Raw genomic sequence first — 11436 nt, 5'->3', positions numbered from 1 at the left:
TTTCGTACGATCCGAGACCTATTGGACAGCCAGAGCAGCGTCGATCAGGGCCTGTCCGCCCGGCACCTTCTCCGCGAAATTCGCGTAGGAGGTCTTCTTGGCGATCTCCAGCCATGCCGCATAGTCATCGGCGCTCATTTCTGCGATCTCAACGCCCGCGTCCGCAAATGCCTTGACCAGTTTGTCGTCGAGGCCTTTGGCTTCGCCGACGAAATAGTCCTGGGCGACCTTGCTGGCCGCCATCAGCGCGTCGCGCTGCGCGTCGTTGAGCTTGTCCCATGACCGCTTGGACATCAGGATCGGCTCATACATGAACCACAGGGCATTCGCGCCCGGCTTCGTCAGGCACGTCACCTGCTCATAAATGCGATATGAAACGAAGGAGCCGGACGAGGTGTTGGCCGCATCGAGAACGCCTGTCTGAAGGCCGGTATAGATCTCCGACGATGGCATGGAGGCGATGGATGCGCCCGCACCCACCAGCATCTGCTCGAAGGCCGGACCGGCGGCGCGGGTGACCTGACCCTTGATGCTCTCGGGCGAGGTAATGCACTGCTTCTTGGAGGCAAAGGCGCCCGCCAGCCAGGCGTCGGCCAGCACCACGACACCGGCGTCGTTAATGGTCTTCTTGATGCTTTTCATGAAGTCGGAATTGTTCAGCCGCTGCGCGCGATCATGGTTGCGCACCAGGCCCGGCATCAGGGTTGAGGAGAATTCCGGATGGCGCCCTGAGGCGTAATCGAGCGGGAAGGCGGAGATATCGAGCTGGCCCTTGACCATCGCGCCCCACTGTTCCTTCGGCTTGAACAGCGAACGGCCCGGATACACCTGTATCTTGAGCCCGACATCGGCCTTCTCCACCTCGCGTGCGAGGATCTGGACCATCTCGTCGCGAACGTCACCCTTGCCTCCGGGCCACTGATGGGACGCCTTGAGGGTGATGTCTGCAGCCGAGGCGACACAGATGCCCCCAACTCCAAGCGCGGCCGCAATGGTCGCCGCGGTCACGGTTTTTCGAAAAACGCTCGTCAACATGTCTTTTCCTCCCAAATAACCGGTCTTCACCGATCTGGAATAACCCAAGGGAAGGGCAGCTTGACGGAGGGCTGCGCACAGAGTCAAGGTTCTTGTATACAAGAATAGTGTATATTCACGTAAGGGTATGTGTTGATATTGTGCCGGATGGGCATGGTATGGACAAATCCATTTCATGGGGATCGTAGAATCGGTGAGGTGGCGCGGGGCGACTGGTGGCGGGAATGAGAGGCTTTAAGGATATGTCGGAGAGGTCTCCGCGCAGCAATATTTGCGCAACGGGGAAAACGAAGTTCCGCAAGATCGCTGGAGGTCGCAGTGCGTAAGCGGTCGGGAGACGGAGATCGGATCGTGTGGGCCTGGCATGGGTGAGCGTATTGCCGACAAGCTGCGCGATCAGCTTGAACAGGACATTCTGACCGGTGTCTATGCGCCCGGCGACCGGCTTGACGAATTGCGGTTGGCGACCCGTTTCAGCGTATCGCGGACCCCGATCCGCGAAGCATTCCAGCATCTGGCTGCGTCCGGGCTGGTCGACCTCAAGCCCCGGCGTGGAGCTTTTGTGCGCCGTCCATCCGTGGTCGAAATTTTCGAGATGTTCGAAGTCATGGCGGAGCTTGAGGGCATGTGCGGGCGGCTGGCCGCTCGCCGCATCTCCGCCAGACAGCTATCGGATCTGGAGGTGGCACTGGAGGCTTGCGAGAAGGCGTGTTCCCGTGGCGAACTGGATGACTACTACTACGAGAACGAGCGCTTCCATTTCGTGATCTACCGCGCCTGTGGCAATGGCTATCTCAGCAAGCAGGCCATGGCGCTTCATCGTCGGCTCAAACCCTATCGCCGCATGCAGCTGCGTGTACGCGGACGCATGCGCCGCTCGCTCGATGAACATCGCGCCATTGTGGAGGCGATCAGGGGAGAGCGCGCTGAGGAAGCCGAACGCGTTGTCAAAAGCCACCTGCTGATCCAGGGCGAGGAATTCAACGACCTGGTGGCTGGTCTGGAGAAGGAAAGGGGGCTGGAGCGGGAAAGAGGGTTCACGAGCGCGGGCTAGCATGACACGGCATGTGCGTATCCGAAATGGCGCCGAACCCATTGGCGGTACAGGAATGAACGTGCGAGCTCTTGCCCCATTCAAAATGCGCCCGGCAGTTCCTATATGGCCGGCATGCGTACGATCTTCGCCCTTTTCATGCCCGTTCTGGCCGCGTTCGTTCTTGCCTCGTTGGCGATCGTCGAACTTGGCGCGTCGGGATTTGAGCTTTCCCAACTCGCGCCGAGCGGGTTCGAGTTGCTTCAACGCCAGAACGACCAGACCCACCGAGCCTTGCAGGATCAGTTGCGTCAGCGCGAGAACCAGATCCGGGATCGGCGGATGGATGAGATCCGCCGCAAATCAGATGAAACCCGACGCCTCCAGTCCGTGCCTCCCGGGACGACGCCACCCTACGTGCCTGCCCCCTCAAATCCGGGGGCTGGGTCGCGCTGAACGCGCCCTAGTCCAAAGATCGGCTGACAGGCCTCAGGCGCCGCGAACCATGCGCATGAGCGTACGGTCGCGACGGATGAAGTGGTGATAGAGCGCCCCGCCGATATGCATGGCCACCAGAGCGGTGATGACCAGCCCCATGGCTTCATGGATCTCGAGATAGGTGTCCGCCATCTCCTTGTTCTTGTCCACGATGGGCGGCAGCACGAACAGCCAGAAAACGGTGATTTTCGCGCCAAAGGCGGCGGTTCCGATCCAGCCGATGATGGGCTGGGCGAGGAGCAACAGATAGAGCAGGCCGTGAACGGCATGGGCGACCATGCGTTGGGGAAACGGGATGTCTTCTTCCATCGGCGCGGGCGGGGTCTTGAAACGCCACAGCAGCCGGGCGAGCGTAATCACGAACAACACGACACCGCAGGAGCGATGATAGTCGAACAGGAAGTTCTGGATCGCGCCCGATGGTGCGTCCAGCATGACGAACCCGGCTGCAATCATCGTCAGAACAAGGGCGGCCGTGACCCAGTGAAAGCTTCGTGCAACCGCGTCGTAGGCAATGCCGTCGTCCCGCATGACGTCCCTCTCTGATGCAACAAGAGGCACATGCTAGCGAAAAGCACGTAAGCTGTCGTTAGGGAAGTTGAGTTTGCCGCAGCTGCCCCAGGCGCGCGCATGTCCCAGGGGCAGTCGCCGTTTCAAAGCGGTTCCAGCAGCCCTGCATCGTTCAGCAGATGGCCGGAGCGCTTCGCCTTGGTGGTCAGATAGCGCAGATTGTCCGCATTGGCGGGCGCAACAACCGGCATGCGATCAACGATCTCGATCCCTGCGGTCGCCAGGCCATGAAGCTTGGTGGGATTGTTCGTCAGCAGGGTGACGCGCTCGAACCCCAGTCGCTTCAACATGAAACCCGCGGCGTGATAGTCGCGCTCGTCATCGTGGAAGCCGAGCATCTTGTTGGCATCCACCGTGTCGAGGCCGCGGTCCTGAAGCGTGTAGGCGTGCATCTTGTTCGCAAGACCCAAGCCCCGGCCTTCCTGATCAAGATAGATCAGGCAGCCGCCGCCCAGATCGCGCAACCGGTGCAGCGCAAGCTGGAGCTGTTCGCCGCAATCGCAGCGCCGCGAGCCGAAAATGTCTCCCGTTGCGCAGGAGGAGTGAACCCGAACCGGCACCGGCTTTTCGCCCGACGCATAGGCGGTTTCCGGCTCGCCCACGAGAATGGCCGTCGCAATGCCGCCAATGGCGTTTCGGAAGATCGCGAAACGGGTTTCTATGCCATCTGCAATGGGAACACGAGCCTGACTGACCTGACTGTAAGTGGCCGCGAGGCGGGCGCGAAAGGCTTCCACATCTCGCGTCTTCACGGTCAGGACCGTGTCGTTCTCGTCGATCTGATCAATGGGAGAGGAAATCAGGCAAGCGGGCAGCCGCAGGGCAAGCTTGGCAAGCTCCACCGCCGCCGCTGCGGTTTCGCCAGCAGGCGTGAAGACGGGCACATCGCGCGGTTCGGTGGCCGTGGCCAGTTCCATCAGGCGGGCATGTGCGCTCTGCGCCAGGGCTTTCGGGCTGACCGGGGTCATGACCGCGCCAGTCTCCGCGCTCGCGCCAAGCCCCATGGCCTGTGCGCGGACCCCTGACAGCGCCAGCAAGGCGGTGCCCTGACAGAATTCGTCAAGGAAAGCGGCGACCTGCGCGTCGTCGAGGTCGTCGATGGCCAACACGAAACGCACGCCGTCCTTGCCGGAAAGCGCCAGCGGCCGCAGGCCTTGCATTTCACCCACAGCCCTGTGGACGGCGGTGATCAAAGGATCGCCGAAAGTGGCGGCAGAATCTGCGGCATGGGTCTGAAGCATCGTTTGCGTCTTCGTCACGTTTGGACCTTCGAGCAGCGTTTCCGCAGAGCCCGGAAAGGCTTGATCAAGTTGGTACACCCTAGCAGCGGGCCTTGCGCATTAAAGCCAATTCTCAAACACGCTGACGTGATGTCATACGTACGGGGATGGCGAACAGATCAACGTGCCCGACCAGAATTTGCGATTTTTTCGCAGTGATGGCCTGACTGCGGAAGCTGTGCCATCGATCGAGATCTGCCGGCGAAAGAGCTTCGGTTTCCCGCGCTGCATTTGCCCATCCATCGACAAGTTCGCTCTGGAAGATGGGGTCCTCTTCCCGACAAGTCCAGTCCGAAGGTGCGTCCATGACCTGACAACCCGCTCCACGCAAGGCGCCCAGAACGAATTCGGCCGCATGCGGGCCGAGGGCCGGGCCGAAGCCCTTGTCGCTCGTCTGGTGCAGGTTGACGGCGTCGACGACCTGTTGATCGAGCGGGTGGACGGGGGTGCAGCTGGTGCGCCCGTCATAGGTGAGTGCGGCATAGAAAGGCAGGCCGCACTCCAGCAGCTTTGCAAGGAAGGCCTCAGCCCACGGCTTGGAAACGAGGTCGAGAAAGGCGGAGGTGGTGACCAGATCTGCTCCCTCAAACGCACGGTCGAGCACGCTATCCATGTTTCCGGCGAGATCTGCTTCCAGGCATTCAAGATGGTCGGCATCAATCAGGTTTGCGCAAAGAGCCTCAGCCCGCTTCAGCAGGGCCGGGTCGTGATCGATGAGCCGCCAGCTCTGTCCTTTCGGCAGATGAGGGGAAAGGGCGCGCAAGGTGGAACCGGTGCCGGAGGCCAGATCGACGATCACCGGATGCGTCTTGCCCGAAAGGACGGAGATTGCGGCATCGCGTATTTCGTCCGCGCGGGCGCAGGTGTCCGCCGGTTCGCGCAAGGAAAGCCAATCGGCGGAAAAGCCGCTCATGACGAAGTCTCCCTGAATTGGGTGATGGCCGCCGCGAATGCGCGCGCCGCATCCGGCCAGTCCTGCAGACGCTCAGCCGCTTCCCTTGCGCCCGCTGCGAGGCTTTCGCGCAAGGGGGCTTGCATTATCAGACGGCGCAGGGACTGCGAAAAGCCAGCCTCATCCAGCGGGTCGAAAACCATGCCTGCCTCCTTCGGGACCGTCCGCGAGACAGCGCCATCGCCTGTTGCCAGGATCGGCAAGCCGTGCGCGACGGCTTCCGCGAAGACCATCCCGTATCCTTCATAGCGGCTGGCCAGCACGAAGAGATCGGCTGCATCGTAAAGCCCGTCGAGCGTTTCGCGGTCCACCGCGCCATGGAAGGTGATCCGCCCCGCAAGCGACGGGCTTTGCGCCATGACGCGCACACCGTCCGCGCAGGCGGGATCGAAGTCGGGGCTTCCGGCAATGTCGAGATGCCAGGCGAGGTCGCTCATGCCGGACAGGGCAGAAAGCAGCATCTCGTGTCCCTTGCGCGGCACCAGCGAGCCGACCGCCAGAAGCCGGACCGGTGCATCGGGTGCGCGATTGCGGGGTGTCTGCGGTGCGCGATCCGTGCCCGGTTCGACGATGGCGATGCGCTCGGGCGCAATGGCATAGTCTTGCGCCAGAACCTCCGCCGTCGCCGGGCTCGGCACGATCACACCGCGCGCGAGGGACAGCGCAACGCGCTCGCTTGCGCGCAAGGCCTTCTCGGCCTCGGGCGAGAGCCCGCTCTCAAGCGCCAGTGGATGATGGACGAGCCCGATCAGCGGGCGCCTGGGACCGAGAACCTCGCCAGCTTCAGGCAGCGCACCCAGCGCGAGACCGTCAATGATCACCGGCACATCTTTGGGAAGCCCTCCAAGCTGCGCATGCGCGGTATCCCGCCTTTGCGCGCCGGGAAAGGGAAAGCCCGGTCCCAGTGAAAGAGCCTCCACACGCCAACCAAGGGCCGTCAACCCGGCGATGATGCGGCGGTCATACTCATAGCCGCCGCTCGGTGTCTCGATGTCACCCGGATAGGCGAAGACGAGATGCCGATGCGGATTACCCTGCGTCGGCATCGTCAAAGATCCCGGCCTCATACCAGGCGCGCGCGACATGGCTTTCAGACAACGTGACGCGAATGCGGTCGAGGTCGACGCCCGCGCGGCCCAGTCCGTCGGTCCGTGCGATGGCGGAGAGCTTCTCGTGAATATGGCGGGTCAGAAATTCGGTCGTGGTGTTGAGGCCGCGAAATGCCTCCACTTCATCGAGGTTACGATAGTTCAGCGGCGCGAGGATGGATTTGAGCGCCTCATGTGCCCGCCCGATGTCGATCACCACGCCGTTTTCATCGAGTGTCCTGGCGAAGAAGGCTGCATCCACAACAAAGGTCGCGCCATGCATGGCCTGGGCTGGTCCGAACATGGCCCCGCGGAAAGAATGGGCGATCATGATGTGATCGCGAACTTCGACGGCAAACAAAGGGGATGGCTCCTCAATCTCGTGACGTGGCAGTTATTTTCCAGAACAGGTCATGAAAGTCCGTCGGCTGACGCAAAGGCGTTGCCTGTTCCGCATCCATCATCTCATAACCGTTTCTCAGCCGTATTCCACAAGCTGGCATAGAATGCCACTGTCCTTTTTGAAGATGTCGGGAAGTCTCTGCGGAAGGTCCCTGAAAGGGATCGGCGTTTCCAGAAGACGATCGAGACGCGGATCGGCGAGCAGGCGCATGGCGGTTTCGTTGCGTCGCGCGAAATCCCAGCGCGCCTTGTGGTCGTCGGGAATACGCCCGACCTGACTGGCAACAAGCCGCAAACGACGGCTGTGGAACGCGCCGCCCAATGCGAGTTTCACCGCTCTGTCGCCATACCAGCTCATTTCCACGATGGCCGCTTCTTCGCCCGCCAGCGCCAACGCTGTCTCAAGACCCGCCTCGCTGGCGCTTGCATGTATCACAAGGTCGTTATTTCCCCGGGCCTTGGACGGCGCGGCAAAGGAAAGGCCGAAATCGCGCGCAATCTCCTCCCTTTCGGGGTTGGTATCGACGAGCATGACGGATGTTGCCGGGATTTTCGCGCACAGCCAGGCGGTCAGAAGCCCCACAACTCCGCCTCCGACCACGGCAATGTGATCGCCGGGTGCTGGCCGGGCATCCCAAAGGCCGGTTAGGGCTGTCTGCATGTTGCCGGCAAGCGTGGCGCGGGCCGCGGGGATTTCGTCTGGAACCACCGTGACGCTGTCGATGGAGGCATCAAATGAGGTCTGGTGAGGATGGAGAGCAAAGACGCAATGCCCGAGCATGTCTTCTGGGCCGACAATAACGCGACCAACGCTCTGGTAGCCATATTTGACGGGGAAGGGGAAGTCCCCTTCCTGCATCGGTGCGCGCATCCGGCCCCATTCGGCTTCCGGAACGGCCCCGTCGAAGACCAGGCTTTCCGTTCCACGGCTGATGGCGCTGAAAAGCGCGCGCACACGCACCTGGCCGGGCTTAATATTGCCCAAGTTTCCGTTGCGTATTGCAGCGCAACCTCGGCGGAGGTACCAAAGCGCTTCGGTCTCGACGGGCCCGTCTTTCATTTCTGTCACGTTCATTGTCCCGTCTGTCCTTTCCGCTTGATCCGTCCCGCAGAAAAAGTCTGTCGCCTATCACGCAGAGTGAGCCTGACATGAGTGCTGTTTTCTCCTCGCGCGGTCAATCCGGCGCGTCGTCCCCTGCGGTCGCCACCCGCCGCCGTCTTGTCTTTGCCGCGTTGACCGGCTTCAGTTTCCTGGGTCTTGCCGCCTTGATGTTTGCCGCCATGCGTAGAGGGGGCGTGCAGCCGTTGGAAAGCGTCATGCTTGGGCTCTTTCTCGTCACCCTGCCCTGGCTGGTCATCGGCTTCTGGAATGCAGTGATCGGTCTCGTCCTCATGCGGTTTTCCCGTGATCCGCTGGCCGCGGTCAATCCGATGCTCGCTGACGAGGCTTCCGACAGTCCATTGGAGACATCCACCGCCATCCTCGTTTGTCTGCGGAACGAGGAAATCGACGGTGTGGCGCTTTCGGTCGAAACCATGCTGGAAGGCCTGCTGCGCGAAGGCGCGCTTGCTCACTTCCACCTCTATCTGCTGTCCGACAGTTCATGGCCGGAAATCATCGCGCAGGAGGAACGGCTTGCCTGTTCATTGCAGGCGCGCTGGGGCGGCGATATCGCGGTAACCTATCGTCGCCGCGCCGATAATCACGCCTTCAAGTCCGGAAATATCGCGGACTTCTGTCAGCGCTGGGGGCGGGGGCATGACTTCGCACTGGTGCTGGATGCGGACAGCTTCATGGAAGCGCCCGCCATCTTGCGCCTTGTCCGCCTGATGCAGCGTCACGAACGCGTCGGTATTCTGCAGAGCCTTGTCGTTGGCCTGCCGACCATGAGCGCTTTCGCCCGTATTTTTCAGTTTGGAATGCGGCTCGGCATGCGCTCCTACACGCTGGGCTCGGCGTGGTGGCAGGGCGATTGCGGTCCCTATTGGGGCCATAACGCCCTCTTGAGGCTGAAGCCCTTCATGGAACATTGCCACTTGCCGGAACTGGGCGGCAGGGGGCCGCTTTCCGGACCCATCCTCAGCCACGATCAGGTGGAGGCGGTGATGATGCGCCGCGCCGGTTACGAGGTGCGGGTGCTGCCGGTCGAAGGGGGCAGTTTCGAGCAAAACCCGCCGGATCTTGTCGAGTTCATCCGTCGCGACCTGCGCTGGTGCCACGGCAACATGCAGTATCTGAAACTGTTGACGATGAAGGGCCTGCGCCCTGTCAGCCGGATGCAGCTTGTATTGGCTATCCTGATGTTCGTCGGCTCGCCCGCATGGGTCGCCTTCATGGTGCTGAGTGCCGGGCTGTTTCTCCTCCACGACGATTACCTGAACCAGTTCGATCCGGCCCTCGGTGCGGTCCTCTTCGTGAGCGTCATGAGCATGGTCTTTGCTCCGAAATTTGCGACCGTCTTCGATATTCTGGCGACACGCGAACGGCGGCAGGCCTTTGGCGGCGCTGCCCGGATTGTCACGGGCGTTGCAGGGGAAATCGTCTTTTCCATGCTGCTTGCCCCGGTCATGGCGATCGCCCACACGGTCTTTCTGGCGAAGCTGGCCATGGGACGTGGAGGGACATGGTCCGCCCAGGCCCGCCAGCTTCACACCGTGCCCTATGCGAGTGCAATTCGGCGCCTGTGGCCGCAAACGCTCTTCGGTGTGGCGGGGGCGGTATGGTTCGCCAGCATGTCGGCCTTGGCCGTCCTGCCCGCATTGCCGGTTGTTCTCGGACCGCTCCTTGCCATCCCTTTTACCCGTATCACAGCCGCGCCCTTCTGGGGCAGAGCTGCTTTGCTGAGCGGCCTGTGGCGTATCCCGGAAGAAACGGAACCTCCCGGTGACCTCCTCCGGCTCGGGCTCCCCGCCCTGCCGACCATGGCGCCTCAGGAGCATTTCCAAGAGGCTGCCTATGTCGAGGCACCGGCTGCGGAGTAGATCCTGTCACGAACCGGGCCCTGAGCAGGCCAGCCTCTTTTTCTATAGGGAAAAATGCACGGTCAAAACTGGCAGGTTGGGGGAACGGCGCGAATCCGGCCCGGCTGTGGCAATTGCCACAGCGCGCGCCCGGATCTCGCTTGAATGTTCGTTCTTGCCGGGTATCGGACCGGGAATGTGAGACAGGCGCCACGGTGACCCGAACGCCATGTACCGTTCGTCTTTCCCCCCAACCCGGCTGGGGCCTTTTAGGCCACAGGACACCTTGGAGGTTCGGGCAAGGGGTGACCTGCCATTGCGGGATCGGCTTGCGTGGGAGGCAAGCCGATCTCGCCCGTTTCGCATCGCATGACTGCTCGGGAGTAGGCGATGACGCTATTGGTGAGATTTGCCGCGGAACCCGGTACGGCCCGCGCCGAGATCGACGCGCTGATCGACGAGAGCACGGTCTGGAAAGCGGGGCCTGACTGGATCGTCGCGCGGCTGGAAACGGATGTCGCGAACCTGCCTTCGGCGCAAGGGGTGCGCGCCGAAGTCCTCTGCGATCATGTGGACGATTTCATTCCGGCAGCTTCTGTGTGCGCGCCCGGCGCCTATCATTCCCATGCCATGCTGAAAGAGGACATGCGTGCCCTGGCGGACAGCGCACCCGATATCTGTTCCTTTGAGACAATAGGTCAAAGCGTCGAGGGGCGCGGGATCTTCGCCCTGAGGCTCGGCGGGCAGACGCCCGGCGCCAATGCGGCGCTGGTCACAGGCTGTCATCATGCGCGGGAATGGATATCGGTGGAGGCGCCGTTTCATCTCGCCCGCACATTGGTGGAGCGCCGCGCAGACCCTCTCGTTGCCTCGTTGCTGGAAAACGGCGACACGTGGATCGTGCCCATGCTCAACCCTGACGGTCATGAATTTTCCCGAACCTGCGATCGATTGTGGCGCAAGAACCGGCAGGTGAACGGCGACGGCAGTATCGGTGTGGATCTCAGCCGGAATTATGCCGTTGGCTGGGATGCGTCCCTCGCGTCGGTCGCGCCGGCCTCCAGCCGGTTCCGCGGGGCTGCGCCCTTTTCGGAGCCGGAGACCCAGGCAATCGCGGATCTGTTTTCAAGAATGATCGACGAGACCGAGCGGCCCTTTGTCGGCATTCTCTCCTATCATGCCTTCTCGCAAATGATCCTCTACCCGTGGAGTTGCATCGACGCGTCCACTCATGGGGTGGACGGGCAGCTTGTCCGGCAATTTGCAGCCGATATGAAGGACCGGCTCAATGAAGCGGGGCCCTGGGTCTACGGTTTGTCGTGCGGAACGAACCCGGGACATATCGGAGGCGAGATTGCAGATTGGGCCTACGAGACATACGGCACCTACTGTTTCACGGTCGAATTGCCGCCCGAACCTGATAGTCCCGTCGGCTTCCTGCTGCCTGCCGAGGAAATCGGCTCCGTCGTCGATCAGGCGGTTCCAGCCGCCATTCACCACTTGAAGGAGCTCTTCGCTCTGCGTCGGAACGATTTCGCCGCAGTGGCGGAATAAGGGACGTGCCAACTGGCGCGTTTGACGCTCAGGCCGGTTCCTCGGAAACGTGGGGGAAGAGCG

General features: G+C 61.9%; 11 protein-coding genes. 4 read left to right on the top strand and 7 right to left on the bottom strand.

Going from position 1 to position 11436, the window contains the following annotated elements:
• Positions 1 to 18: 18 nt before the first annotated feature.
• Positions 19 to 1035 (bottom strand): TRAP transporter substrate-binding protein DctP, encoded by a 1017-nt coding sequence (gene dctP, locus ABGM93_RS11210; RefSeq protein ID WP_321499462.1) that lies wholly within the window; start codon positions 1033 to 1035, stop codon positions 19 to 21.
• A gap of 364 nt (positions 1036 to 1399) precedes the next feature.
• On the opposite strand from dctP, the gene ABGM93_RS11205 reads away from it, so the two are divergent.
• Together ABGM93_RS11205 and ABGM93_RS11200 are read left to right on the top strand one after the other, a co-directional pair.
• Positions 1400 to 2089 (top strand): GntR family transcriptional regulator, encoded by a 690-nt coding sequence (locus ABGM93_RS11205; RefSeq protein ID WP_321499459.1) that lies wholly within the window; start codon positions 1400 to 1402, stop codon positions 2087 to 2089.
• A 105-nt stretch (positions 2090 to 2194) separates the two neighbouring features.
• On the top strand, positions 2195 to 2524 hold the full coding sequence (locus ABGM93_RS11200) for a hypothetical protein (RefSeq protein WP_321499457.1): 330 nt from the start codon (positions 2195 to 2197) through the stop codon (positions 2522 to 2524).
• Between the two features lie 33 nt (positions 2525 to 2557).
• On the opposite strand, the gene ABGM93_RS11195 is transcribed toward ABGM93_RS11200, so the two are convergent.
• From ABGM93_RS11195 to ABGM93_RS11170, 6 genes are all read right to left on the bottom strand, one after another.
• Positions 2558 to 3097 carry a cytochrome b gene (locus ABGM93_RS11195; protein WP_321499455.1) on the bottom strand — a complete coding sequence of 180 codons (540 nt, stop codon included), beginning with the start codon at positions 3095 to 3097 and terminating at the stop codon, positions 2558 to 2560.
• A gap of 122 nt (positions 3098 to 3219) precedes the next feature.
• A complete protein-coding gene (ribA, locus tag ABGM93_RS11190; RefSeq protein ID WP_321499453.1) occupies positions 3220 to 4395 on the bottom strand; it encodes a GTP cyclohydrolase II RibA in 1176 nt (391 codons plus the stop codon).
• Positions 4396 to 4489: 94 nt separating this feature from the next.
• Complete coding sequence (locus tag ABGM93_RS11185) at positions 4490 to 5329, bottom strand: class I SAM-dependent methyltransferase (protein WP_321499451.1); 840 nt, start codon at positions 5327 to 5329, stop codon at positions 4490 to 4492.
• On the bottom strand, positions 5326 to 6414 hold the full coding sequence (locus tag ABGM93_RS11180; RefSeq protein WP_321499449.1) for a glycosyltransferase family 4 protein: 1089 nt from the start codon (positions 6412 to 6414) through the stop codon (positions 5326 to 5328). The genes ABGM93_RS11185 and ABGM93_RS11180 overlap by 4 nt, the downstream gene beginning before the upstream one ends.
• Entirely contained in the window at positions 6398 to 6817 is a 420-nt protein-coding gene (locus tag ABGM93_RS11175; RefSeq protein WP_321499447.1) for a 6-carboxytetrahydropterin synthase, read from the bottom strand. Before ABGM93_RS11175 ends, ABGM93_RS11180 begins: the two co-directional genes overlap by 17 nt.
• Before the next feature lie 117 nt (positions 6818 to 6934).
• Positions 6935 to 7843, bottom strand: a complete 909-nt coding sequence (locus ABGM93_RS11170; protein WP_321499446.1) for a zinc-binding alcohol dehydrogenase — start codon at positions 7841 to 7843, stop codon at positions 6935 to 6937.
• Between the two features lie 164 nt (positions 7844 to 8007).
• On the opposite strand from ABGM93_RS11170, the gene mdoH reads away from it, so the two are divergent.
• On the top strand, positions 8008 to 9840 hold the full coding sequence (gene mdoH / locus ABGM93_RS11165; RefSeq protein ID WP_321499445.1) for a glucans biosynthesis glucosyltransferase MdoH: 1833 nt from the start codon (positions 8008 to 8010) through the stop codon (positions 9838 to 9840).
• A 369-nt stretch (positions 9841 to 10209) separates the two neighbouring features.
• Positions 10210 to 11373 (top strand): M14 family metallopeptidase, encoded by a 1164-nt coding sequence (locus ABGM93_RS11160; protein ID WP_321499443.1) that lies wholly within the window; start codon positions 10210 to 10212, stop codon positions 11371 to 11373.
• Positions 11374 to 11436 lie beyond the last annotated feature (63 nt).

It is taken from the genome of Breoghania sp. (assembly GCF_963674635.1).
Taxonomy (GTDB): domain Bacteria; phylum Pseudomonadota; class Alphaproteobacteria; order Rhizobiales; family Stappiaceae; genus Breoghania.
The sequence above is the reverse complement of the archived record's forward strand: the minus strand, read 5'-3'. Positions and strand labels throughout refer to the sequence as shown.

Coding starts and splice junctions, on each gene's coding strand:
- dctP (WP_321499462.1), bottom strand. CDS start 1,035: ATGTTGACGAGCGTTTTTCGAAAAACCGTGACCGCGGCGACCATTGCG.
- ABGM93_RS11205 (WP_321499459.1), top strand. CDS start 1,400: ATGGGTGAGCGTATTGCCGACAAGCTGCGCGATCAGCTTGAACAGGAC.
- ABGM93_RS11200 (WP_321499457.1), top strand. CDS start 2,195: ATGGCCGGCATGCGTACGATCTTCGCCCTTTTCATGCCCGTTCTGGCC.
- ABGM93_RS11195 (WP_321499455.1), bottom strand. CDS start 3,097: ATGCGGGACGACGGCATTGCCTACGACGCGGTTGCACGAAGCTTTCAC.
- ABGM93_RS11185 (WP_321499451.1), bottom strand. CDS start 5,329: ATGAGCGGCTTTTCCGCCGATTGGCTTTCCTTGCGCGAACCGGCGGAC.
- ABGM93_RS11180 (WP_321499449.1), bottom strand. CDS start 6,414: ATGCCGACGCAGGGTAATCCGCATCGGCATCTCGTCTTCGCCTATCCG.
- mdoH (WP_321499445.1), top strand. CDS start 8,008: ATGAGTGCTGTTTTCTCCTCGCGCGGTCAATCCGGCGCGTCGTCCCCT.
- ABGM93_RS11160 (WP_321499443.1), top strand. CDS start 10,210: ATGACGCTATTGGTGAGATTTGCCGCGGAACCCGGTACGGCCCGCGCC.